Genomic DNA, 22490 nt, shown 5'->3' with positions numbered 1-22490 from the left:
ACACCTTGGGCGGCACCCGGCAAGACATGCGCCGGGGTCATGCCGGGTTGCCGATGCGGATCGCTTCCAGATGCTCGGGCACCCGGGCGCGGCGGTGCAGCTCATGCGAGATGCGCCGCCTGAGCGTATCTGCGGCCTCCGTTTCGCCATGGGTGAGATAGGTCATGGCAGGCGCCGGGCCGGCCGCCATCCAGCGCAGCAGCTCATCGGCGTCGGCATGGCCCGAGAATGTTTCAAGCTGGGCGACGCGGGCGCGGATCACGTGGTCCTTGCCGAAGATGCGCAGCCGCCGCTCCCCCGCCGCCAGCGAGGCGCCGCGGGTGCCGCCCGCCTGATAGCCCGACAGCACGATCATGGTGCGCAGGCTGCCGCCGAAGTTCACCACGTGATGCAGGATGCGCCCGCCGGTGATCATGCCGCTGGCCGACAGGATGACCATCGGCCCCTCCAGCGTGTTCAGCTCTCTGGACTCGGCCACCGAATTGGTCCGGGCCGGCAGCTGGAAGACGGCGGCGCAGTCCTGCCGGGGGATGCGGTGCTCGGCGCAGTGGCGGAGATAGATATCGGTGGCATCCGACGCCATCGGGCTGTCCAGGAACACCGGAACCCGCGGGATCCGGCCAGCGGCCATCAGGCGCGACAGATGATAGGTGATGCCCTGGGCGCGCCCGACCGCAAAGGCGGGGATCAGCACGATGCCCTTTTGCTTCAGGAACGGGGCCAGGATGCCCGCCAGCTCATCCTCGGGGGAGACGGCGGGGTGCAGGCGGTCGCCATAGGTCGACTCGCAGACCAGAACATCGGCGCCGGGGAAGGGTTCCGGCGGCGGCATCAGCGGGTCGCGGTCCTGGCCCAGATCGCCGCTGAAATGCACCGTCTTGCCGCCGATGCTGACGCGGATCTGCGCCGCCCCCAGCAGGTGGCCCGCGCGGATGAACTCCGCACTCAGGCCGCCGCCAAGGTCCAGCGGCACCCCGAAGGGATGCGTCTTGAACCGGCGCAGGGCGGCGCGGGCGTCCTGTTCGGTGTACAGCGGGCTGGGCCGCTTGTGCCGGGAATAGCCCTTGCGCCGGGCGTGCTGGGCCTCCTCCTCCTGCAGGCGGCCGCTGTCGGGCAGCAGCAGCCCGCACAGGTCGCGGGTCGGCGGCGTGCAATAGACCGGCGCCTGGCAGCCCGAACGGATCAGCGCGGGCAGATAGCCGGAATGATCCAGATGGGCATGGGTCAGCAGAATGGCGGTGATCGAACCGGGGCGCACCGGGAACGGCTTGCGGTTGCGCCGCCTCAGCTGCTTATAGCCCTGGTACAGCCCGCAATCGACCAGCACCCGGTGCCGCCCGGCCTCGATCAGGTAGCGCGAGCCGGTGACCGTTCCCGCGGCCCCGAGGAAACGCAGCCTGGCACTGTCTGGCGGCGGCATGGCGGCCTCCCCTCTTGCGGTGGCTTACCTGGAGAACAGGACCGGCAGTTTCGCATGGGCCAGGAGCTCGCGGGTGGCGGCGCCGATCACGAAATCATAGGCCCAGGAATGCCCGAAGGCGCCGGCGGCCAGCATGTCGGCGCCGCATTCCACCGCCACCTTCAGCAGCATGGTCCCGGTGTCCTGCGCGGTGCGTTCGCGGTTGATCAGCGTCACCGGGTGGCCGTGCCGGTCAAAGGCGGCCGCCATGTCCTCGCGGCAGGTCAGCCCGTCGCTGCCGTCGCCGACGTGAAGGATGGACAGGGCAGCCCCCGGCTGCGCCAGGGCGCGGGCGTCATGGGCGGCGCGCACGGCTTCGCGGGTGTTGCTCCAGCCGATCAGGATATGCGCGCCGACGGGGGCCGGGGTCCAGCCTTGGGGCAGGACCAGCACCGGGCGGCCCGAGCGGCGGATCAGCTGCTCCTGCAGCTGGCGCTGGCTGTACCTGGCGCGCTGCGGCGGGCATTGCGCCGCGATCACCAGATCCGCGGCGGCCACGTTGTCGAGCAGGAACTCCTCGGCGCTCTGGCTGCCCAGCGGCTGCTGCCGCAGATCATAGGGAAAATCGCGCCCCGCCGCCGCCGCTTCAAAGGTATCGGCGGCAGCGTCCGCCTCGGCCTGCTGCCATTCGGGCACATAGGCCGCGCCATAGCTGACCAGGCCGCCCTCGGTTCCGGCAAAGGGCACCTGTGCTTCAAGGGGCATCACGCCGGTCAGATGGGCGCCGCTGCGGCTGGCCATATCCGCGGCAAAGGGCATGAGCTGCTGCGCGTCTTCAGCCGAAAACAGCGCAACCGCCAGGGACTTGATCGTCATCGGATTACTCCTTGCTGTGATAGGTGTCTTACCGGCGCGGAAAGTTCGGCCGGTCCGTGTTGTAATGCGCGGCGAGGTAATCGAGGATGACGTCGCGCTCGGCAGGGTCCAGTTCGGCCATGCCCTGCTCCTCGACCATCCAGTCCAGCAGATCCGCCCAGCCCGCGCGGGTCTTGCCCTGCTGGGCGATGATCATCTCGGAATGGCAGGCGGTGCAGGCGTAAAAGGTCTCCTCTGCCCCCTCCTCCGCGACCAGCTGGCCGAATTCCGCCTCGTCCGCGGTGCCCGGCACCGCCGCCAGCGCGCAGCCTGCGGCGGCCCAGGCAGCCAGCCGCAGGCGTGCCGGGCGGGCGGCGGTGCGGGATGCGCCCTGCCCCGGCATCAGCCGGCCCGCAGGCCGACGCGGTGCATCCGGTTGTTCAGATACCCCTTGGGATTCCAGTCGATGGCGAACCGCTGCATCTCCCCCTCGCTGTCGGTGGCGCGGGCCCAGATCTCGTAATAGCCGGCCACCGGGAAGCGCACCGTTGCGCGCCAGTTCTGCCAGGCGCCATCGTTGACGGGCGGGTCGAGTTCCGCCGCCTGCCAGCTGGCCCCGAAGTCATAGGAGATATCCAGCCTCTCCACCGTGCGGTCGCCGGACCAGGCGTGGCCGCGCACCTCCGTTTCCATCCCGGACGCGGCGCCATTGGCAGGGAAGGTGATCAGCGATTTCACCGGCATCCGCTCGATGATGCGGAAATCCTCCTCGGGCACGTCGTCGCCGGGCGCGACCGGATAGGCGGGCACGCGGTAGGAGGTGCCGGTCATCTTCGGCCCGTCATGCACCTGGTCGCGCAGCTCGATCCGGGTCAGCCATTTCTGCGAGCAGGAGCCGGGCCAGCCCGGCACCACCAGCCGCAGCGGCGCGCCGTTCATCGGGTGCAGATCGGCGCCGTTCATCTGGAAGGCGATCAGCACGGTGTCCGTCAGCGCCTTGGCGATCGGCAGCCCGCGCGAGATCGGCAGCTTGTCCGGATCGCCCGACAGATGGGTGTCGGCGCCGTAATGCGCGGTATAGACCACGTTGTCCTGCACCCCCGCCGCCTGCAGCACATCGCGCAGCCGCACCCCGGTCCATTCCGAGCAGGCCACCGCGCCATAGGTCCACTGGTTGCCGCTGGCGGGCGGATCGAAGAAGGCGCGCCCGTTGCCGCCGCATTCCAGCGCCAGCGCCAGGGTGACCACCTCGAACCGGTCCCTGAGATCGGCTATGGACAGCTCCAGCGGGCTGTCGGCGAAGCCGTCGACCGTCAGTGTCCAGCCCTCCGCGCTGGTGTCGTCGGGGGCCAGCCCGTTGTTGCGGATGAAGTGCCGCGCCGTCGGGGTGACCGGATCATCCAGCAGCTCCGGCGGGGTTTCGGCATTCAGCGGCCGGTCGTTCAGCAGCGTCAGCCCCTCCTTGCCCGCCAGGCCGTTTTCGCTGGCCATCGCGGCGGGAAAGAACCCCTGCGGCAGGTTCCGGTGAAACGGAACCGCCAGCCCCGCTGCGGCGCCGAGGCCCGCAAGCCCCGCGGTTTTCAGGAACCGGCGGCGGCCGGGGCCGGGTTCGGCCTTTGCCTGCGCGGCTGCGGGGGCCGCCTTGCCGTTCGAATTGTCCTTCGAAGCCATGTTGCCATTCCCTTTGCTTGCAGGCCCCACCGGTGCCGGGCCGTGGCTTGCGGACCTGCCGGCCGGACCGGCCTCCGCTGGAAGCTGATGCGGCCATTTGACCACGCGCCTGGCGCAGGCGCATTGACTGCGGTTAAGGGGCGGCCCGCGTGCGGTGCCGCGCTTGAGGGGGCTTGATCCAGAACAAGTCATCCCGCCGGGGATCGGCCTAAGCTTGGCGGATGGTGTGAAGGACCGGGCGCTTGGCGATGCAAAAGAAGACAGGCGCGGTATTTGCCGCGGCAGCTGTGCTGCTGGCGGGCGCCGCAATGTATTTTTACGTTTCCGGAAATGGCGCGGAGCTGCCGGGCGGCTTTGTGCAGGGCAATGGCCGGATCGAGGCCGAACAGGTGGAGATCGCCCCCGCCAGGGCCGGCCGGGTGGCGCGGGTCATGGCGGCAGAGGGCAGCCTGGTTGCGGCGGGCGACGTTCTGGTGGTGATGGACACCGATGAGCTGTCGGCGGCGCATGACCGGGCCAGGGCCGAAGCCGCGCTGGCGCGCCAGACCAAGGCCGAGGCGGAGGCGCTGGTGGTGCAGCGCCAGAGTGAGCACCGCCGCGCCGAGCATGAGCTGGAGCGCGCCACCGCGCTCTTGGCCGGGCACAACATCTCTGAGACTGTCTTTGAGGAGCGCGACACCGCCCATTCGGTGGCCGAAGCGGTGCTGGGCGCGGCGCGGGCGCGGGTCGCCACCGCCGACGCCGGGATCGCCGCGGCGGAGGCCGAGGTGCGCCGGATCGCGGCGCAGATCGAGGACAGCACCCTGACCGCGCCGATGCCGGGCCGGGTCCTGTACCGGCTGGCGGAGCCGGGCGAGGTGGTGGGCGCCGGCGGGCCGATCCTGACGCTCTTGAGCCTTGAGAACATCTATATGGAGGTGTTCCTGCCCGCCCGCGAGGCCGGGCTTCTGCCGATCGGCGCCGAGGCCCGCATCGTGCTGGATGCGCTGCCCGATTACGCCATTCCGGCAACCGTCACCTTTGTCTCGCCCGAGGCCCAGTTCACCCCCAAGCAGGTCGAAACCCTGAGCGAGCGCGAGCAGCTTGTGTTCCGCGTCCGCGTGCGCATCCCGCAGGATCTGGTGGCGGCGCGGATCGAGCATGTGAAGACCGGCCTGCGCGGCGTGGCGGTGATCCGGCTGGACCCGGACCAGCCCTGGCCCGAAGCGCTGGACCGGCGCATCCCGCCTGAGCTGTTCGAATGACCGCCGCGGCAGGCCCTCCCGGCATCCGCATCGCGCAGGTGAGCCACCGCTACCGCAAGCTGACCGCCCTGGACACGGTCACGCTGGATCTGCCGCCGGGCCGGCTGGTGGGGTTCATCGGCCCCGACGGGGTTGGCAAGTCCACCCTTCTGGGCCTGATCACCGGCGCCAAGAAACTGCAGTCCGGGTCGATAGACGTGCTGGGCGGCCCGATCGGCAACGCCGCCCACCGGCGCCGGGTCTGCTCCGCCATTGCCTTCATGCCGCAGGGGCTGGGCCGCAACCTCTACCCGGAACTGTCGGTGCGGGAGAACCTGGAGTTTTTCTCGCGCCTCTTCGGCCAGGGCGAGGAAGAACGCGAGATCCGCATTGCGGCGCTGCTCTCAGCCACCGGGCTGGCGCCTTTCGCGGACCGGCTGATGGGCAGGCTGTCTGGCGGCATGAAACAGAAGCTGGGCCTGTGCTGCGCCCTGATCCACGACCCCAAGCTGCTGGTGCTGGATGAGCCGACCACCGGCGTCGATCCGCTGTCGCGCCGCCAGTTCTGGGCGCTGGTCAGCGCCATCCGCAACCAAAGCCCCGGCCTCTCGGTGCTGGTTTCGACCGCCTACATGGAGGAGGCGCAGAGTTTCGACTGGATCGTCGCCATGGACGCGGGGCGGGTGCTGTTCCAGGGCCCGCCGGAGGCGCTGAGAGGCGCCGCGCCCGACCTGGAAACCGCCTACCGGCAGTTGCGGGCGCATGGGGAGCCGCTGGCGATCGAGGTCGCAGCGCCCGCGCACCGGGTCAGTCCCGAGCCGGTGATCACCGCCCGCGGGCTGACCCGGCGCTTCGGCGATTTCGTCGCGGTGGACAGCGTCGATTTCACCATCGGGCGGGGCGAGATCTTCGGCTTTCTGGGCTCCAACGGCTGCGGCAAGTCGACCACCATGAAGATGCTGACCGGCCTTTTGCCGATCAGCTCCGGCACAGCGCAGCTGTTCGGCAAGCCGGTTGACGCCCGCAACCGCGCGCTGCGCCGCGAGATCGGCTATATGAGCCAGGCGTTTTCGCTCTATGGCGAGTTGAGCGTGCAGCAGAACCTGCAGCTTCACGCCCGCATTTTCGGGATCAAAGACCGCGAGGCGCGGGTTGCGGAACTGACCCGGCGCTTTGGCCTTGCGGCGCACAGCACCACCCTCGCCGCCGCCCTGCCGCTGGGCATCAAGCAGCGACTGTCGCTGGCGGTTGCGGTGATCCACCGCCCGCGGGTGCTGATCCTGGACGAGCCGACCTCCGGCGTCGATCCGGAGGCGCGCGACATGTTCTGGGCATTGCTGGTTGAGCTGTCGCGCAACGAGGGCGTGACGATCTTCGTCTCCACCCACTTCATGGGCGAGGCGGAACGCTGCGACCGGGTGTCCTTCATGCATGCGGGCAAGGTTCTGGCCGAAGGCACCCCCGAAGACCTGATGGCCGCCGAGGCGGCAGACAGCCTGGAGGAGGCGTTTATTTCCATCCTCAAGGCCGCCGATCCCCCTGCCCCGGTCGCCGCGCCGGTGACCGGCGTGCAGGCCGCCCGCGCCAGCACGGGCGGCGGCCTCGGGCGCGCCCTGGCCTATGCGCGGCGCGAAACGGTGGAGGTGCTGCGCGACCATGTGCGCCTGGCCTTTGCCTTCCTCGGCTCGGTGATCCTGATGCTGGTGTTCTGCTTCGGCATTTCGCTGGACATCGACGAGCTGGACTATGCCGCGCTCGACCTGTCGCAAAGCCCCGAAAGCCGCGCCTACCTGGCGGAAATCTCCGGCTCCCGCTACTTCCGCCCCACCCCGCCGCTGGCCAGCGCCGCCGAGGGCCGCAGCCGGCTGGTCTCGGGCGAGGTGTCGCTGGTGGTTGAGCTGCCGCCCGATTTCGGGCGCAAGCTGCGCGCCGGTGAACCGGCGGAGGTGTTGGCGATCGTCGATGGCGCCATCCCCTTCAAGGGCGAAACGGTCGAGGGCTACGCCGCCGGGCTGCATCAGTCCTTCCTGAGCGCTCAGGCCGCCGCCAGCGGTGTCCGCCAGCCCGAAATCGCCCGGATAGAGCCGCGGTTCCGCTACAACCAGAGCTTTGAGAGCATCGCCGCCATGGCGCCTGCGATGCCCGCGATCCTGCTGATCATGCTGCCCGCGGTGCTGATGGCGGTCAGTGTCGCGCGGGAAAAGGAGCTGGGCTCGGTCGTCAATTTCTACGTCACGCCCACCACCCGGCTCGAATTCCTGATCGGCAAGCAGATCCCCTATATCGTGATCGCCTATGCCAACTTCCTGCTGCTGGCGGCGATGACCATCGTGGTCTTCGGGGTGCCGCTCAAGGGCGACCCGCTGCCCTTGGCCCTTGGCGCGCTGCTTTATGTCTGGGCCGCCACCTCCTACGGGATGCTGATCGCCACCATGACCTCCAGCCAGGTGGCGGCCACCTTTGCCACCGCCATCGCCTCGGTTGTGCCGACGATCCAGTTCTCCGGCCTGCTGCAGCCGGTCTCGACGCTGGAGGGCGGCGCCCAGACCATCGGCTCGCTGTGGCCGTCCTCCTATTTCCTGCATCTGAACGTGGGCGCCTTCACCAAGGGGCTGGGCTGGGAGGCGCTGCTGCCCGACATTCTGGCGCTGGCCTGCTTCGGCCCGGTGTTCACCCTGCTGGCCGCGCTGTCGCTGCGCGCGCAGGAGAAGTAGATGCAGCGGCTGTCCCGGATATTCTGGCTCGGCCTCAAGGAGATGATGAGCCTGCGCCGCGACTGGGTCATGATGGCGCTTCTGGTCTGGTCCTTCAGCCTGTCGCCGGTGCTGGAGGCGACGGGCGTGGCCACCTCGGTCAACAACGCCTCGATTGCCTTCGCGGACGAGGACAACTCGCCCCTGTCGCGCAAACTGGCGGAGGCGTTCTTTCCGCCGGAATTCCAGCCGGTGGTGCAGATCGCCCCCGGCACCGGCGCCGCGCGGATGGATGCGGGCGACTTCCTGTTCGTGGTGGCGGTGCCGCCCGGCTTTGAAAAGGACCTGCGCGCCGCCCGGGTGCCGGAAATCCAGGTGCTGATCGACGCCACCGCGATGGAGCAGGCGGGCATCGGCGTGCATTACATCACCAGCATTCTCAGCACCGAAATCCGCCGCTTTGCCATCGGCGCCGATCTGGCCGCGCCGCAGACCCTGGGCATCATCATCCGCAGCGCCTTCAACCCGAACCGCGACACCGTGCGCTTTTCCGGCATCAACGCGCTGATCGGCCAGATCATGTGGCTGACCACGATCCTGACCGGTGCCGCGATGATCCGCGAGCGCGAGCACGGCACCATCGAGCATCTGCTGGCGATGCCGCTGTCGCCGTTTGACATCGCGGTGGCCAAGATCTGGGCCAACGCCGCGGTGGTGCTGGTTGCGGCCGCGCTGTCGCTGGCGTTTGTGATGCAGGGTTTTCTGGGCATCAGCATCGCCGGGTCCAAGATCCTGTTCCTCTGCGGCACGGCGCTGTTTCTGTTCACCGCCACCGCGCTGGGGGTGTTTCTGGCGACGGTCGCGCGCTCCATGGCGCAGTTTGCGCTGCTGGTGATGCTGACGATCCTGCCGATGCTGATGCTGTCGGGCGGCGAAACCCCGGTCGAAAGCCAGCCCGGCTGGCTGCAGGCCGCCACCACGCTCCTGCCGTCGCGCCATTACATGTCCGCCAGCCAGGCCATCGTGTTCAAGGGCGCAGGCTTTGAAACCGTCTGGCCGGAATTCCTGTGGATGGCGCTGCTGGGCGCGGCGCTGCTGGCCACCAGCCTCTTGCTGTTCCGCCGCTCGGTGGCGCAGGACAGCTAGCGGATCACAACCACGGTGCAGGCGGCGTGGCGCACCACCCGCGCCGCCGTCGATCCCAGGAAGTAATCCTGCAGCCCGGGCCGGTGCGACGCGATGACGATGCAATCGGCGCCATGCTGGTCGGCGTAATCGGTAATCGCGCGTCCGGCATGGCCGGTGACAACCACCGCCTTGACGTCTTTCACCCCGCCCAGATCGGCCTTGAGCGACGCCAGCATCTCGTCATGGGTATGTTCCAGCAGACCCTCCGGCAGCTGCTGCACCACATAGCCGGGAATGGCTTCGGCCACGGTCAGCGCGGTGATGCTGCCATCGCTGCCCGCCAGCAGCCGGGCGGCCTCCATCGCAGCAGCGGTATCGGCGCTGTGGTCCGGGGCAATCGGGACAAGGATATTCTTGTACATCGCGGTCCTCCTTAATGCTGGCTTCAGGCTACCCCGGCGAAGGCGGCGCTGCATTGATTGGAGTCATACGGCGGCTTGGGGCCTGTCCTGCGGTCTGCGCCCGGTCACGCCTTACCCAGCGCGGCCTCGACCAGCCCGGCCACCTCACCGGCTTCGCCGCCGCAGGCGATCCGGGTCCAGCCTGCGGGGTCCGCGGCGCGCTTCAGCTGCGCCCGCAGCACCTGCGCGTCGGCATCCGAGGCATCGCCTGTGCGCGCAGCGATCCGCTGTTCCAGCACCGCCGGGTCGCCCTGCAGCCAGATCCCCGCGAACGGAACCCGCAGCCGGTCCGCCAGCGCCTGCGCCCGGTCGCGGAACTCCGCCTCCAGAAAGGTCGCATCCAGAATGACGCTGTGGCCGGCGCGCAGGGCCTGCTCCGCCAGCTCCAGCAGACGGGCATAGACCCTGGCGGTCACGTCCGGGCCATAGCCCGCGGCGGGCAGCCGATCCAGCGGCGCGGCACCCAAAAGCGCCTTGCGCTCCACATCGCTGCGCAGATGCACTGCGCCGGGCGCGGGCCGCAGCAGCGGCGCGACGCGCGCGGCAACCGTGGTCTTGCCGGTGCCCGACAGCCCGCCCACGGCCACCAGCCGCGGCGGCGCGGCGGCAAGGCAGTCTGCCGCCAGATCCAGATAGCTGCGGGCCTCCCCGGCAGCCGCTTCGCTGCCGCTCCCGGCCATCCCCTGCACCGTCACCATCGCCCGGATCGCGGCCCGCAGCGCCATGAACAGCGGCAGTGCAGCCAGCCCGCCGAAATCCCCCGTCGCCCGCAAATAGCTGTTCAGCGCCGCATTTGCCTGCGCCGCCGCGCCCCGGTGCAGCAGATCCATCAGCAGAAAGGCGAAATCATAGAACACGTCGCAGGTGCCCAGCCGCTCATCGAACTCCAGCGCGTCAAAGGGCACCACCCGGCCGCCGATCAGCACCAGGTTCCGCAGGTGCAGATCGCCGTGGCAGCGCCGCACCAGCCCCGCCCCGGCCCGTTGCGACAGCAACGGCGCTGCCGCTGCAAAGGCCCGCCCGGCGGCCTCCAGGAAGGCGTCCACCCGGCCGCGGCCCAGCACTTCCTCCATGCCGCCAAGCGCCTCCCGCAGTTCCTCCACGATTTCCCCGATCAGGGCGTCCCCGCCGGCGCCGCGCCGCGCCGCCTCCGCGTGATAGGCGGCCACCGCAGTGCCCAGCCGTCCGGCCAGATCAACCGTCAGCCCGCCGCGATCGGCAATATGGCTCAGCTCCGCCTCCCGCGGGAACCGGCGCATCCGCAGGACGTATTCGGCCGCCGTTCCCGCGCCATCCAGGGCCAGCCGCCCCGACGGCTCCCGCGTGACCGCGATCACGCTGTCATAGATCTCGGGCGCTGCCGGGGCATTCAGCGCCAGCTCACGCTCCAGCACCGCCTTGCGCGCCGCCAGCGAGGAGAAATCCAGATAGCTGTAGCGCACCGCCCGCTTGATCTTGAACGCCTGGCTGCCGGTCAGGAACACATGCGCGGAATGGGTCGTGATCACCTCGACGGGCGCCTCCGCCCCGTGCACCGACGGCTCGCTCAGAAAGGCCACCACTTCTGCCTGCTGGGTTTCATCCGGTTGCATCGCCTCACCCCCAAGAAAGCCTAGCAGCCCCGCCGCCGCGCCGCCTTGAGCAAGGTCAAGCCGCGCCGCGGGCGTGGACAGTGCGCGCCGCCGGCCTAATTTTATAAGCGGCACTACACTTGCAGGAATGCCGCAATGCCGCAGAATGCTGACCAGCACGGCACAGCGGCCGGGCTGGCCGCAATCCCCTTCACCCGGTATCTGTCCGCGCAGGGGACGGTGCAGGGCTGCTTGCCGGATTTCGCCAAACAGCGGACAGAGCTGACCGCGCTCTATGCCGGGATGCTGCGCACGCGCCTGTTCGACAAGAAGGCCGTCGCCCTTCAGCGCACCGGGCGGCTGGGCACCTTCGCGTCCTCGCTGGGGCAGGAGGCCGCCGCCGTCGGCATTGCCGCCGCGATGCGGCCCGAGGATGTGCTGCTGCCGTCCTTCCGCGAACAGGGGGCGCAATTCTGGCGCGGCGTGCGGATGGAGGAATCGCTGCTCTACTGGGGCGGCGATGAGCGCGGCTCGGATTTCGCCGGTCCGCGGCAGGATTTCCCGGTCTGCGTGCCGGTCAGCACCCAGTACCCCCAGGCCGTGGGGGTGGCGCTGGCCTTCCAGCTCAGGGGCGAGGCGCGCTGCGCGGTGGCGGTTGGCGGCGACGGCTCGACCTCGCGCGGGGATTTCCACGAGGCGCTGAACATGGCCGGCGTGTGGACCCTGCCGGCGGTGTTTGTGATCAACAACAACCAATGGGCCATATCGGTGCCGCTCAGCAGCCAGACCGCAGCCGCGGCCCTGGCGCAAAAGGCGGTCGCCGCCGGGCTGCCGGGCGAACAGGCCGACGGCTGCGACGTGATCGCGGTGCGGGACGCAGTGGAACGCGCTCTGGCGCGCGCCCGCAGCGGCGGCGGCGCCAGCGTGATCGAATGCATCTCCTACCGGCTGTCCGACCACACCACCGCCGACGATGCCGCCCGCTACCGCGACGACGCCGAGGTCAGCAGGCACTGGGCGGCGGAACCGCTGCGCCGCCTGCGCAAGCACCTGCAGGACGCACACGGCTGGACCCGGCAGGAGGAGGAGGCGCTGAAGGCCGAGATCGGGTCCGAGGTCGAAGCCGCCGCCGAAGCCTATCTGGCGACGCCGCCGCAGCCGGACACGGCGGTTGCGGATTATCTCTATGCCGGGCTGGCGGGCGCTGTGCCGCCGATCCCCGCGCAACCGGCGGAGGCCCGCGATGGCTGAGATGACCCTGGTCGAAGCGGTGCGCGCCGCCCTCGCCCGCGCGATGGAGGACGATCCCGCCGTGCTGCTGCTGGGCGAGGACATCGGCCCCGACGGCGGCGTGTTCCGCGCCACCGAGGGCCTGTGGCAGCGGTTCGGGCGGGACCGGGTGCGCGACACGCCCTTGTCCGAGGCGGGCCTTGCCGGGGCGGCAGTGGGGCTGGCGGTGCAGGGCTTCCGCCCGGTTGCGGAGATCCAGTTCCAGGGCTTCATCCACCCGGCCCTGGACCAGATCGCCAATCACGCGGCGCGGATGCGCAACCGCACCCGAGGCCGGCTGACCTGCCCGCTGGTGCTGCGCGCGCCCTACGGCGCGGGGGTCCGCGCGCCGGAGCATCACTCCGAAAGCATCGAGGCGCTGTTTGCCCATATCCCGGGGCTGAAGGTGGTGATCCCCTCCTCGCCCGCGCAGGCCTATGGCCTGCTGCTGTCGGCGATCCGCGACCCGGACCCGGTGGTGTTTTTCGAGCCCAAGCGCCTCTACCGCGCCAGCCGCCAGGAGGTGGCGGAGGACGGCGCCGGGCTGCCCCTCGGCCGGGCCAGCCTGCTGCGGCAGGGCCGCGACCTGACCCTCGTGACCTGGGGCGCTTCGGTCAAGGAATGCCAGGAGGCGGCGCAGGATCTGGCGGAGGGCGGCATTTCGGCGGAAATCCTCGACCTGGCGACGCTGAAACCCTATGACGCGCCCGCGGTTCTCGCCTCTGTCCGCAAGACCGGGCGCTGCGTGATCGTGCACGAGGCCCCGCGCACCGGCGGCTTTGGCGCCGAGATTGCTGCCTGCATCGCCGAGCAGGCGCTGGAGGCGCTGCTGGCTCCGGTGCGCCGGGTTGCCGCACCTGACATCATCCCGCCGCTGGCCCGGCTCGAACACCTCTACCTGCCCGGCGCCGCCCAAATCACCGCTGCCGCCCGCGAGGTGATGTCATGGCACTGAAACGCTTTGTCCTGCCCGATTTGGGCGAAGGGCTGGAGGAGGCTGAACTGCTGGAATGGCACGCCGCGCCCGGCGACCGCGTGGTGGCAGAGCAGCCGCTGGTGTCGGTGGAGACCGACAAGGCCGTGGTGGAGATCCCGGCGCCCTGGCCGGGCACGCTGGTCAAGCAGTTCGTGCAGCCCGGCAGCCTGATCCAGGTGGGCGCGCCGCTGGCGGATTTCGACACCGGCGCAAGGCCGGACCGCGGCGCGGTCGTCGGCGATCTGAACGCAGCCGCCGCGTCCCAGTCCGAAACGCTGGCCGCGCCCGCTCCGGCGGCGGCAGGCCCGGCAGGCCGCGTGCGCCCGCCGCCGCCCCGGGCCATGCCGGCCGCGCGGGCGCTGGCTGCCCGGCACGGGCTGGCGCTGTCCGGTGTCGCCGGCAGCGGTCCCGGCGGCACCATCACCCGCGCCGATGTCGAGGCGCTGATCCCCCCGGAAGAAGGCGAACTCCTGTCCGAACAGCGCCGTGCCATGGCGCGCCGGATGGCCGAGGCCGGGGCGCAGGTGGTGCCCGCCACGCTGCACGACCAGGCGGCGGTCACCGCATGGACCGGCCCCGGCGTGCTGCTGCGGCTGGTGCGGGCGGCGGCCGCGGCGGCGGCGGCGGAACCGGCGCTGAACGCCTGGTACGACGCCGGAACCCAGATCCGCGAGCTGCACCGCACAGTTGACCTGGGGATCGCCGTGGACACCGCCGCGGGGCTTTACGTGCCGGTGCTGCGCGATGCCGGGCAGACCGATACCGCTGCCCTGCAGCGCGAAGTGCAGCGGCTGACCGGCGCCGCGCGCCAGCGGCGGCTGCAGGCCGCGGATCAGGCGGGGGCGACGCTGACCCTGTCCAATTTCGGCCCGCTCGGCGGCCGCCATGCCACCCTGGTGGTGCGGCCGCCGCAGGTGGCGATCCTGGGGGCGGGGCGGATCTTCGATGCCGCCGCCTGGGGGCCAGAGGGGCCGGAGCGGCAGCGGGTGCTGCCCCTGTCGCTCACCTTCGACCACCGCGCCGTCACCGGCGGCGAGGCGGCACGGTTCCTGGCCGCCGCAATTGCCGATCTGGAACGCCCGGACTGAGGGCAGGCGCCGGACACCGGACACTGAACACCGAAAACGGGACACCGAGAACCGGGGGAGACGATGACAGAACGCTTTGCCTATGCGGATGATCTGGGGCCCGAGCAGCTCATCGAGCTGACCGGCCCGCACAGCGGCCTGCGCGCGATTGTGGTGGTGGACAACACCGCCGCAGGCCCCGCCATCGGCGGCTGCCGGATGGCGCCGGACGTGACCGCCCGCGAATGCGCCCGGCTGGCCCGGGCGATGACGCTCAAGAACGCCGCCGCGGGCCTGCCGCATGGCGGCGGAAAATCGGTGATCGCCGCGGACCCCGGGATGCCGTCGGCGGACAAGGAGCGGCTGATCCGCGCCTTCGCCCGCGCCATCCGCACCACCGGCAGCTATATCCCAGGCCCCGACATGGGCACCGACGAAACCGCCATGGCCTGGATCCGCGACGAAGGCACCCGCGCCGTCGGCCTGCCGCGGGAGCTGGGCGGCATCCCGCTGGACGAAACCGGCGCCACCGCGCATGGCCTTCTTGCGGCGGCCCGTGCGGCAGAGGCGGCCGGAATCCTCTCCCTCAAGGGGGCGCGCGTCGCCATCCAGGGCTACGGCGCAGTCGGGCGCTGGTGCGCGCACCGGTTTGCGGCCGCCGGGGCACGGATCGTCGCGGTCGCGGATTCGCGCGGCGGGGCGCTGCTGCCGGACGGGCTGGACCCCGCGCGGCTTGATGCTGTCAAAGCCGGCGGTGAAAGCGTCGCCGCCTATCCCGGCGCCGCAGCGGCGGACAGCAGCGCCGTCATCACGGCGGATTGCGATATTCTGGTGCCCGCCGCGCGCCCGGATGCCATCCGCGCCGGCAATGCCGATGCCATCCGCGCCCGCCTGGTGCTGGAGGGGGCCAACATCCCCGCCACCGAAGAGGCCGAACAGCGCCTCCACGCGCGCGGGATCACCGTGGTGCCGGATTTCATCGCCAACGCCGGCGGCGTGATCTGCGCCGCGATGGAGCTGCGCGGCCTGTCCGAAAGCGCTGCCTTTGAAACCATCTCCAGCCGCGTCTTTGCCAACACGGCAGAGGTGCTGGCGCTGGCCGCGCAGGACGGCACCCTGCCGCGCACCGCCGCGCTGGCGCTGGCCCGCCGCCGGATCAGCAGGGCGATGGGCTTCCGCAGGCGGTGATCCGCCGCCCGCCCCTGCCCCGGACTTATCTGGATCAAAGCGCTCCCCTCTCTCCCGGGATAGACTCCGGCTGACCCGACCGGAGGCCCCGACATGTCCAACACCGATGCACCCCCTCACATTAAGGGCAGGCTCACAGCCCGGGCCCTGGCCGTCTTTGGCGTGACCTTCTCCTTCGCTGCCATTCTCCTCAGCGGCGGTCTTTTGCTGTTCGCGCCCAAGGGCAGGATTTCCAGCGCCACCGGCTGGCAGGCTCTGGGGCTGGACCGGCAGGGCTGGAGCGATCTGCACATCGTCCTGGCGGTGCTGTTTACAGGCTTCTCCCTGTGGCACGCAGCGCTGCATCTGCCGGTGTTCAAGTCCCTGCTCTGGGGCAGCGGAACCGCGCCTCAGGGCCACCGCACCGAGGCGCTGATCGCGCTTGCGGCGGTTCTCGCGCTGGCCGTGCTGACCCTTTTGCAGCTGCCGCCCGCCAGTTGGCTGCTCGACCTGAACGGATACTTCAAGCATGTGTTCTGGGCCCGCTGACCCTGCCGCGCCGCCGCGCCGGATTGATCAGGATCATGGCATCCCGGTGCGGACGTGATCTACTGATGCAGGCGGCGCGCCTGCCCGCCTGCCGCGTCCCAGCGTCCGGAGGCCCGCAATGCAACGCAGAACAGTGCTGTTTACACTCGGAAAAGACACCCCCGACGCGGCGGTGGCCGCCGCCGCAGAGGCAGCCCGGGACGAGCAGGCCTATCTGGCCTGCCTGCTGCTGGATAAGCTGCCCGGCCGCCCCTATTTCATCCTCGGCACCAGTGCCTTTGCCTCGGCGGCGATGCCCGAAGATTGGATCGACCGCCTCAACACGGCCCGCACCGCCGCGCAATCGCGGGCTGCCGCGATCGCGGAGATGCTGTCGCGCTGCGGCTGCGCCGGGGATGCGCAATACGCGGTCTGCACCGGCGCCGAGATGCGGCTGCACGCGGCGCAGCGCGCCAAGACCTGCGATATCGTGCAGATGGCAGCGGGGCTGGGGCACGACGGCGAGGTGTTCCGCGACGCCCTGCACGGCGCGCTGTTCCAATCGCCCGCGCCGGTGATCCTGAACGGCAGCCCGTTTGCAGCCTATGAGCGCGTCTTTCTGGCCTGGAACAGCAGCCTGGCCGCCTCCCGTGCGGCCCATGCCGCCCTGCCCTACTTGCGCAAGGCCCGCGAGGTCATCATCGGCTGCTTCGATCCCGACATCACCGAACAGCGCGACGGCGAGGATCCGGGCACCGATGCCGCGGCCTGGCTCAGCCACCACGGCTGCACTGTCACCGTCTCGCAGTATCCCGACAGCGGGGCCGAGATCGGCCGCTTCATCCAGTCGCGCGCCAAAGAGGCCGGGGCCGGCCTCGTCGTCATGGGCGCCTACGGCCACTCCCGCCTGCGCGAGGCGGTCTTTGGCGGCACCACCAGAACCATGATCGAACAGGCAGAGCTGCCGGTTCTGCTGGCGCATTAGACCGGTGTCAGGCCGCCGCGGGCACCGCGCGGCTGCGGCGGGTTCTGAGGTGCCACAGCGTCTTGAGGATCTCCGGCACCAGCAGGATCGGCAGCACCAGGAGGCCGATCAGCATCCATTCGCCGCTGCCCAGCGGCACCGTGTGCAGCAGCGCCTGCAGCGGCGGCCAGTACACCGCCGCCACCTGCGCCCCGATGGTCACCGCCAGCGCGGCCAGCAGGAACGGGTTGCTGAAAAAGCCGATCCGCCAGCACGGCAGATGCAGCGAGCGGAAGGCAAAGACGCTGGCCTTCTCAAACACCACCATGGCGGTGAAGGCGGCGGTGCGGGCCAGATCCTCGTTGCCGTCCAGCAGATGCAGGAACAGCCACAGGCTGGCCAGGCCGGTATAAAGCCCCAGCGCCAGAATGGTCGCAATGCCGGCCCGGCCCAGGATCGGCGTGTCCTTCGCGCGCGGCGGGTGCTCCATCTGGTCCGGCTCGCCCTTCTCCAGCCCCAGCGCCACCGCCGTCACCCCGTCGGTGACAAGGTTCATCCACAAAATCTGGGTCGCGAGGAAAATCAGCGGCCCGCCGATCAGGATATTGATCAAGAGCGCAATCACCTCCCCGGCGTTCGAGGACAGCAGATAGCGCACGAACTTGCGCACATTGGTGAACTGCCGCCGCCCCTCGCCGATGGCCCGCACGATGGTGGCGAAATTGTCGTCCAGCAGCACCAGGTCAGAGGCATCCTTGGCCACATCCGTCCCCCGCACCCCCATCGAGACGCCAATGTCGGCCTTCTTCAGCGCCGGAGCGTCATTCACGCCGTCGCCCGTCATCGCCACGATCTGATGCTGGTCCTGCAGCGCCGACACGATCCGCATCTTGTGGGCGGGCCGGGTGCGGGCAAACAGCACCTCTTCCCGCAAAAGCTGGCTCAGCGCCGCCTCGTCCAGGGTTTCCAGCTCCGCCCCGGTGACTGTCCGTGCGGCAGGCAGGCCCAGCTGGCCCGCAATCGCCTGCGCGGTCAGCGGGCTGTCGCCGGTGATCATGATCACCCGGATGCCGGCAGAGCGGGCGGCGCCGATCGCGGGCCGCACCTCGGGCCGCGGCGGGTCGATCAGGCCGGCCAGCCCCAGAAAGGTCATGCCCTCTTCGGCGATGGTCCCGCCGTCCGCCGCGCCCTCGGCCAGGCCGATCACCCGCAGCCCCTCCCCCGCCATCGCCTCGTAGGCGGCGGTGATGGCAGCCGCCTCCTGCGCGCCCAGCTTCCGCGGGCCGTCCTGGGTCAGCACCTCAGTGCAGATGCTCAGCACCTGCTCCGGCGCGCCCTTGGTCAGGACCTTCGCCGCGCCGCCGCGGCGCACCAGCACGCTCATCCGCTTGCGCTCGCTGCTGAACGGGATCTCCGCCAGCACCGTGTCCGGCGGCGGCGGATCGGCCCAGCCCTTGTAGCCGAGGGTGACCAGCGCCCCCTCGGTCGGGGCGCCGGTCATCTCCCAGTGACCGCCCTCGCGGTGCAGGCTGGCATGGGTGCAGGTCAGCCCGGCTTCCAGCAGCGCTGCCAGAACGGCATCGTCCCGGGCGCCAACCACCGCGCCCTCAAAAGCGATATGGCCCGCCGGGTCATAGCCGGTTCCGGTCACCTGATAGCTGCGGTCCAGGGTCCAGACCTGGGTCACCGTCATCTTGTTTTCGGTCAGCGTGCCGGTCTTGTCGGTGCAGATGACCGAGGCCGCGCCCAGCGTCTCCACCGCCTGCAGGCGGCGCGCCAGCGCCTGCTGGCGCACCATCGCCGCCGCCCCCAGCGCCAGGGTGATGGTGACCACCGCAGGCAGCCCCTCGGGCACCATCGCCACCGACAGCGACAGGCCGGTCATGAACATCTCCGCAACGCCGCGCCCCATATAGAGCCCAAGGCCCAGGATGGCGGCGGCAATCGCCAGCGCGGCAAACCCCAGCTGCCGGGCCAGGCGGCCCAGCTGCACCTGCAGGCTGGTCTTCTTGAGACCCACCGATCCGGTCAGCGTGGCGATCTGGCCAAAGGCGGTCTGCGCGCCGGTCGCCGTGACCTCGGCCAGCGCCCGCCCGGCCGCCACCACAGTCCCGGCATAGACCGCGGCGGCATCGCCGCCCGGGGCCTTGTCGATGGGCACGGATTCGCCCGTCAGGGCGCTTTCATCCACCCGCAGCCCGGCGGCTTCCTGCACGGCGGCATCGGCCGGGATGCGGGCGCCCGCCTCCAGGATGACAAGATCGCCGGGCACCAGCTCGCGCGCCGCGATCAGCCGCTCACGCCCGTCGCGCAGCACCAGCGCCTGCGGCGACAGCATGTTGCGCAGGCTTTCCAGCGCGGTCTCCGCCCGCCATTCCTGCACGAACCCCAGCACCCCGTTCAGCCCGATCACCAGCCCGATCGCCAGCGTGTCGGCATATTCGCCGAGGGTAAAGGCGATGATCCCGGCCACGATCAGGATCACCACCAGGAAATTGCTGAACTGGCGCAGGAACACCACCAGCGGCCCGGTCCGCCCGGGCCTTGGCAGCTCATTCCAGCCATGGGTTTTGCGGGCGGCCTCCGCCTGCTGCTGTGTCAGCCCGGTCAGGGCCGGGCCGCTGCCCTGCTGTTGCGTCTCTGCCATGTGCTCTGCTCTCTGGCTCCGGTCACCGGCAGCTGAATTCAGCTTCCCCTGCCAGCCGCCTCTGTCAACTGCCACGTCACGCTACCGAGTTTGCCGCGCCTTTGGCCATGCGGCGTTTGATGCCCGCCCGCGAACATCCCCTCACACCGCGGCCAGCAGCCGGGGCAGCCGCTGATCAAACCCGCGCTTCACCGAGGCCGCGAGGGCTTCGGGAAATCCTTCCGGCATCTCCGCCAGCGCAGCGGCAAAGGCCGCCTCCCCCTGCGCGGCGATCTGACCGAAGACCTCTGCGATCTGCGCGCGGGAAAAGCCCGCCGCCAGCCCGGTCTCGGCAAAATGCCGCCCCATGATGTCCGGCACCCGGTAATGCCGGTTCTTGCCCGCCCGCATCGCCAGCTTCATGTCCTTGGCCTGCAGCTGCCCGGCCTCCAGCGAGGGCTGCACCGTCAGCACATCGTACAGCGGCGTCATGGTAAACCGCCCGCCCGGCATCAGCGCAATGCTGAAGTTCTTGGCATGGCCGTCGGTCGCCCCGATCAGCCAGAACAGCACCGCCGCCTTGAAGAAATGCGCCCGGTCGCGCAGCGGCTCGTCGCTGCCCTGAAGCAAGGCGCAGATCTCGGCGATGCCGGGGCCGCCCTCGTTCTGGTATTTGCGTGAAGGCGGCACCGACAGCGCCTGGCAGCAGTCCTCCTGCGGCAGCCGCAGCAGCCGCCCGTCGCGCGTCCGCAGACGGTCGAAGCGTTCGATCACCAGCGCCTTGGTGCCCGCAAACTCCGCAATCTCCGTCCGCGCAACCGGCAGAGCGAACCCCGCCATCAGCCGCAGGCAGAAATGCTCGTTCTCGATACTGTCGGTCAGGTCCATGCCATTGGGCAATGTGCCGATCGCAGGCTTCAGGATATGCGTGGTCGGCGTCGTGCCCGAGGGCTCGATCCATTGGCCGCCGTGAAACAGCAGCGCGGTCTTCTCCTGCGCGCCCGCAACCGAAATCCGGAAATCCCGCTCCCGCCGGATCCCCAGCGGCGTCCGGCCCAGATCGCGCAGCAGCGCGGCAATCTCGCCGTCGCTCAGCGGCGTGCCGGTCAGCGTGCCGCTGTCCTGCGGCAGCTCGCCTTCGGGCAGGAACTGCAGCGCCCCCACGCAGTCCCGCCCGATCCGCGCCAGCAGGCTGTAGGCGTCCAGCCCGTCCGCGCCGACCCGTTCGGCCACCCGGCGGCGGATGCTGTCATTGTCGGGCAGCAGGTTGTCGAACACCGCAATCACCGGCGGCCCCGCATAGCGGTCCGGGCGCAGCGGCAGGGAGCGCGAGACCGGCAGCGCGTTCTCCCACGCCAGCCATTCCGGCGCATAGGCAAAGACAAACGCCCCGTCCGGCCCGCGGCAGAACTGCCCCGCCTTGCGGCCGTTCATGTAAACATCCAGCGGCGCATAGGTGCGCTTGCGCCCCATCAGAAGATATCCTCCAGTTCGCCCGGCTTCATCTTGCTGCGCGGCGCGATGCGGAGTTCCAGATCAAGCGCCGCCAGCAGGTCGAACACCGTCTCCAGCTTGGCGCCGCTGCTGCTGGTCTCGATGCTGGACACCGTGCGCTGCCAGACGCCCGCGCGGGCCGCCAGTTCGCCCTGGGTCAGCCCCTGCGCCTTGCGCGCATTGCGCAGCGCGGTGCCGATATCCTTGGGGGTGCGGGCAATCTGATCCATGGTGATGGCTCCTTTCCCTGTGAATATGATCCTCGGATCATAATACGTCAATATGCACTGCGGATCATAAACAGGAAATATGCCGTCAAGATCATAAAGCCGAAGAATGATCTCCAGATCATACCGCGCGGCGGAGCCCCCGCCGGAACCAAACTCCGGCCCGCTGCGTTGATCTGCCATGATAAAAACGCTGCTGCGGTTCCTGGTTCCCTTGCTTCTGATCGCTGCGCCGCTGACGGCGCAGGACAAGACCGGGTGCGACAGCAGCCGATGGTATTGCGTCTCCGGCCTGAACACGGGCCTGCCGCAGCCCTCCACGCTGATCAACCGCGACACCCCCCGCGCCGCTATCGAAAGCCTGATTGCCGCCGCCCGCGAAGACGCCTGGGCCGAAGCCGCGCATCTGCTCGACCTGTCCGGCATTCCCGAGGCGCAGCAGCCGGCCGCCGGTCCGGAACTGGCGCGGCAGCTGGAAACCGTGATCAGCCGCAAGACGGTGATCGACTGGGATATCATCCTCGACCGGCCCGACGGGCTGGACGCGCGCGCCTCCTCCGATCAGGCCATGGCCGGGGAACCGCGCAAGTCGCTGCTGCTGTGGACGCTGGAGCTCGACCACCGCCCGGTGGCGATCCGGCTGAACCGCATCAAGCCGGAGGACGGCGCCGCCGTCTGGGTGTTCTCCCGCCAGACCGTCGGCAACATCCCGGCCCTGTTCGCCCGCTTCGGGCCGGGCCGCTTCGAAAAGATGCTGCCGGACGCGCTCAAGGAAGACGCCGCCTTCGGCTTCAAATGGTGGGAGGTTCTCGGCCTGCCGCTGCTGCTCGCGCTCTCGGCCGGCGCCGGCTGGCTGGTGTGGAAGGGCACCGGCTGGGCCGCCCGCAAGGTCTCGCATCAGGTTGTCACCGACACCCTGCTGTCGGTCCGCGGCCCCGCCAGTATCGGCAGCGCAACGCTGGTGGCGCTGGCGATCGGCTCCTATGCCTTTGTGTTTTCCGGCCAGATCAGCACCATCCTGCCGCCGCTCGCATGGCTCGGTCTGGCCGGCTCCGGCCTGTGGCTCGCCATCAACAGCGTCGAGGCGGTTCTGGACCGGCTCACGTCCTTTGACGATACCGACCTGACCCAGCGCCAGGAGGATCACAAGCGCACCATGGCCACCCGGCTC

18 protein-coding genes and 1 pseudogene are annotated in these 22490 nt (G+C 70.0%); 10 read left to right on the top strand and 9 right to left on the bottom strand.

The features are described 5' to 3' along the window. Positions 1-37: 37 nt before the first annotated feature. From DAEP_RS0119520 to DAEP_RS23060, 4 genes are read right to left on the bottom strand one after another with little or no spacing between them, the layout of a single operon-like run. Positions 38-1420 carry an MBL fold metallo-hydrolase RNA specificity domain-containing protein gene (locus DAEP_RS0119520; RefSeq protein ID WP_027245861.1) on the bottom strand — a complete coding sequence of 461 codons (1383 nt, stop codon included), beginning with the start codon at positions 1418-1420 and terminating at the stop codon, positions 38-40. Positions 1421-1444: 24 nt separating this feature from the next. Further along, positions 1445-2275, bottom strand: a complete 831-nt coding sequence (locus tag DAEP_RS0119515; protein WP_027245860.1) for a universal stress protein — start codon at positions 2273-2275, stop codon at positions 1445-1447. 28 nt (positions 2276-2303) lie between these two features. Further along, complete coding sequence (locus DAEP_RS0119510; RefSeq protein WP_027245859.1) at positions 2304-2657, bottom strand: hypothetical protein; 354 nt, start codon at positions 2655-2657, stop codon at positions 2304-2306. Further along, positions 2657-3925 carry a sulfite oxidase gene (locus tag DAEP_RS23060; protein WP_084204475.1) on the bottom strand — a complete coding sequence of 423 codons (1269 nt, stop codon included), beginning with the start codon at positions 3923-3925 and terminating at the stop codon, positions 2657-2659. The genes DAEP_RS0119510 and DAEP_RS23060 overlap by 1 nt, the downstream gene beginning before the upstream one ends. A gap of 248 nt (positions 3926-4173) precedes the next feature. Here DAEP_RS23060 and DAEP_RS0119500 point away from each other — a divergent pair, with 248 nt between their 5' ends. The 3 genes from DAEP_RS0119500 to DAEP_RS0119490 are packed head-to-tail and all read left to right on the top strand — an operon-like array spanning position 4174 to position 8987. Continuing rightward, positions 4174-5169, top strand: a complete 996-nt coding sequence (locus DAEP_RS0119500) for an HlyD family secretion protein (protein ID WP_027245858.1) — start codon at positions 4174-4176, stop codon at positions 5167-5169. Beyond that, complete coding sequence (rbbA, locus tag DAEP_RS0119495) at positions 5166-7862, top strand: ribosome-associated ATPase/putative transporter RbbA (RefSeq protein ID WP_027245857.1); 2697 nt, start codon at positions 5166-5168, stop codon at positions 7860-7862. The genes DAEP_RS0119500 and rbbA overlap by 4 nt, the downstream gene beginning before the upstream one ends. After that, positions 7863-8987 carry an ABC transporter permease gene (locus DAEP_RS0119490; protein WP_027245856.1) on the top strand — a complete coding sequence of 375 codons (1125 nt, stop codon included), beginning with the start codon at positions 7863-7865 and terminating at the stop codon, positions 8985-8987. On the opposite strand, the gene DAEP_RS0119485 is transcribed toward DAEP_RS0119490, so the two are convergent. Continuing rightward, entirely contained in the window at positions 8984-9391 is a 408-nt protein-coding gene (locus DAEP_RS0119485; protein WP_008558683.1) for a universal stress protein, read from the bottom strand. The two genes, DAEP_RS0119490 and DAEP_RS0119485, sit on opposite strands and share 4 nt — an antisense overlap. A gap of 104 nt (positions 9392-9495) precedes the next feature. Further along, positions 9496-11022: a bifunctional aminoglycoside phosphotransferase/ATP-binding protein gene (locus tag DAEP_RS23055; RefSeq protein WP_036760903.1), complete on the bottom strand. Its 1527-nt coding sequence runs from the start codon at positions 11020-11022 to the stop codon at positions 9496-9498. Positions 11023-11157: 135 nt separating this feature from the next. Between DAEP_RS23055 and DAEP_RS23050 the strand changes: the two genes are divergently transcribed. From DAEP_RS23050 to DAEP_RS0119450, 6 genes are all read left to right on the top strand, one after another. Next, a complete protein-coding gene (locus DAEP_RS23050; RefSeq protein ID WP_051337470.1) occupies positions 11158-12252 on the top strand; it encodes a thiamine pyrophosphate-dependent enzyme in 1095 nt (364 codons plus the stop codon). Then, positions 12245-13225 carry an alpha-ketoacid dehydrogenase subunit beta gene (locus tag DAEP_RS0119470; protein WP_027245855.1) on the top strand — a complete coding sequence of 327 codons (981 nt, stop codon included), beginning with the start codon at positions 12245-12247 and terminating at the stop codon, positions 13223-13225. The genes DAEP_RS23050 and DAEP_RS0119470 overlap by 8 nt, the downstream gene beginning before the upstream one ends. Beyond that, positions 13216-14334 (top strand): dihydrolipoamide acetyltransferase family protein, encoded by a 1119-nt coding sequence (locus tag DAEP_RS0119465; protein ID WP_036760901.1) that lies wholly within the window; start codon positions 13216-13218, stop codon positions 14332-14334. The genes DAEP_RS0119470 and DAEP_RS0119465 overlap by 10 nt, the downstream gene beginning before the upstream one ends. Positions 14335-14397: 63 nt before the next feature. Next, positions 14398-15501: a Glu/Leu/Phe/Val family dehydrogenase gene (locus DAEP_RS0119460; protein ID WP_027245853.1), complete on the top strand. Its 1104-nt coding sequence runs from the start codon at positions 14398-14400 to the stop codon at positions 15499-15501. A gap of 93 nt (positions 15502-15594) precedes the next feature. Continuing rightward, the gene (locus DAEP_RS0119455; RefSeq protein WP_051337469.1) at positions 15595-16029 is read left to right on the top strand and encodes a DUF4405 domain-containing protein; all 435 of its coding nucleotides are present in this window, start codon (positions 15595-15597) and stop codon (positions 16027-16029) included. A gap of 118 nt (positions 16030-16147) precedes the next feature. Further along, positions 16148-16993 carry a universal stress protein gene (locus DAEP_RS0119450; RefSeq protein WP_027245851.1) on the top strand — a complete coding sequence of 282 codons (846 nt, stop codon included), beginning with the start codon at positions 16148-16150 and terminating at the stop codon, positions 16991-16993. 7 nt (positions 16994-17000) lie between these two features. Here DAEP_RS0119450 and DAEP_RS23045 read toward each other — a convergent pair whose 3' ends face one another. The 3 genes from DAEP_RS23045 to DAEP_RS0119435 all read right to left on the bottom strand — a co-directional run bounded on the left by DAEP_RS23045 (position 17001) and on the right by DAEP_RS0119435 (position 21322). Next, the gene (locus DAEP_RS23045; RefSeq protein ID WP_036760898.1) at positions 17001-19619 is read right to left on the bottom strand and encodes a cation-translocating P-type ATPase; all 2619 of its coding nucleotides are present in this window, start codon (positions 19617-19619) and stop codon (positions 17001-17003) included. A gap of 141 nt (positions 19620-19760) precedes the next feature. Further along, positions 19761-21071 carry a type II toxin-antitoxin system HipA family toxin gene (locus DAEP_RS0119440; RefSeq protein ID WP_008558635.1) on the bottom strand — a complete coding sequence of 437 codons (1311 nt, stop codon included), beginning with the start codon at positions 21069-21071 and terminating at the stop codon, positions 19761-19763. Further along, on the bottom strand, positions 21071-21322 hold the full coding sequence (locus DAEP_RS0119435; RefSeq protein WP_027245850.1) for a helix-turn-helix domain-containing protein: 252 nt from the start codon (positions 21320-21322) through the stop codon (positions 21071-21073). The genes DAEP_RS0119440 and DAEP_RS0119435 overlap by 1 nt, the downstream gene beginning before the upstream one ends. A gap of 178 nt (positions 21323-21500) precedes the next feature. Here DAEP_RS0119435 and DAEP_RS0119430 point away from each other — a divergent pair. Further along, positions 21501-22490 (top strand): annotated as a pseudogene (locus DAEP_RS0119430) (mechanosensitive ion channel family protein); the annotation flags it as partial.

This window comes from Leisingera daeponensis DSM 23529, from assembly GCF_000473145.1.
Classification (GTDB): domain Bacteria; phylum Pseudomonadota; class Alphaproteobacteria; order Rhodobacterales; family Rhodobacteraceae; genus Leisingera; species Leisingera daeponensis.
The sequence above is the reverse complement of the archived record's forward strand: the minus strand, read 5'-3'. Positions and strand labels throughout refer to the sequence as shown.

Coding starts and splice junctions, on each gene's coding strand:
- DAEP_RS0119490 (WP_027245856.1), top strand. CDS start 7,863: ATGCAGCGGCTGTCCCGGATATTCTGGCTCGGCCTCAAGGAGATGATG.
- DAEP_RS23050 (WP_051337470.1), top strand. CDS start 11,158: ATGCCGCAGAATGCTGACCAGCACGGCACAGCGGCCGGGCTGGCCGCA.
- DAEP_RS0119520 (WP_027245861.1), bottom strand. CDS start 1,420: ATGCCGCCGCCAGACAGTGCCAGGCTGCGTTTCCTCGGGGCCGCGGGA.
- DAEP_RS23055 (WP_036760903.1), bottom strand. CDS start 11,022: ATGCAACCGGATGAAACCCAGCAGGCAGAAGTGGTGGCCTTTCTGAGC.
- DAEP_RS0119435 (WP_027245850.1), bottom strand. CDS start 21,322: ATGGATCAGATTGCCCGCACCCCCAAGGATATCGGCACCGCGCTGCGC.
- DAEP_RS0119515 (WP_027245860.1), bottom strand. CDS start 2,275: ATGACGATCAAGTCCCTGGCGGTTGCGCTGTTTTCGGCTGAAGACGCG.
- DAEP_RS0119470 (WP_027245855.1), top strand. CDS start 12,245: ATGGCTGAGATGACCCTGGTCGAAGCGGTGCGCGCCGCCCTCGCCCGC.
- DAEP_RS0119510 (WP_027245859.1), bottom strand. CDS start 2,657: ATGCCGGGGCAGGGCGCATCCCGCACCGCCGCCCGCCCGGCACGCCTG.
- DAEP_RS0119455 (WP_051337469.1), top strand. CDS start 15,595: ATGTCCAACACCGATGCACCCCCTCACATTAAGGGCAGGCTCACAGCC.
- DAEP_RS0119465 (WP_036760901.1), top strand. CDS start 13,216: ATGGCACTGAAACGCTTTGTCCTGCCCGATTTGGGCGAAGGGCTGGAG.
- DAEP_RS0119450 (WP_027245851.1), top strand. CDS start 16,148: ATGCAACGCAGAACAGTGCTGTTTACACTCGGAAAAGACACCCCCGAC.
- DAEP_RS0119500 (WP_027245858.1), top strand. CDS start 4,174: ATGCAAAAGAAGACAGGCGCGGTATTTGCCGCGGCAGCTGTGCTGCTG.
- DAEP_RS23045 (WP_036760898.1), bottom strand. CDS start 19,619: ATGGCAGAGACGCAACAGCAGGGCAGCGGCCCGGCCCTGACCGGGCTG.
- DAEP_RS0119485 (WP_008558683.1), bottom strand. CDS start 9,391: ATGTACAAGAATATCCTTGTCCCGATTGCCCCGGACCACAGCGCCGAT.
- DAEP_RS0119460 (WP_027245853.1), top strand. CDS start 14,398: ATGACAGAACGCTTTGCCTATGCGGATGATCTGGGGCCCGAGCAGCTC.
- DAEP_RS0119440 (WP_008558635.1), bottom strand. CDS start 21,071: ATGGGGCGCAAGCGCACCTATGCGCCGCTGGATGTTTACATGAACGGC.
- DAEP_RS23060 (WP_084204475.1), bottom strand. CDS start 3,925: ATGGCTTCGAAGGACAATTCGAACGGCAAGGCGGCCCCCGCAGCCGCG.
- rbbA (WP_027245857.1), top strand. CDS start 5,166: ATGACCGCCGCGGCAGGCCCTCCCGGCATCCGCATCGCGCAGGTGAGC.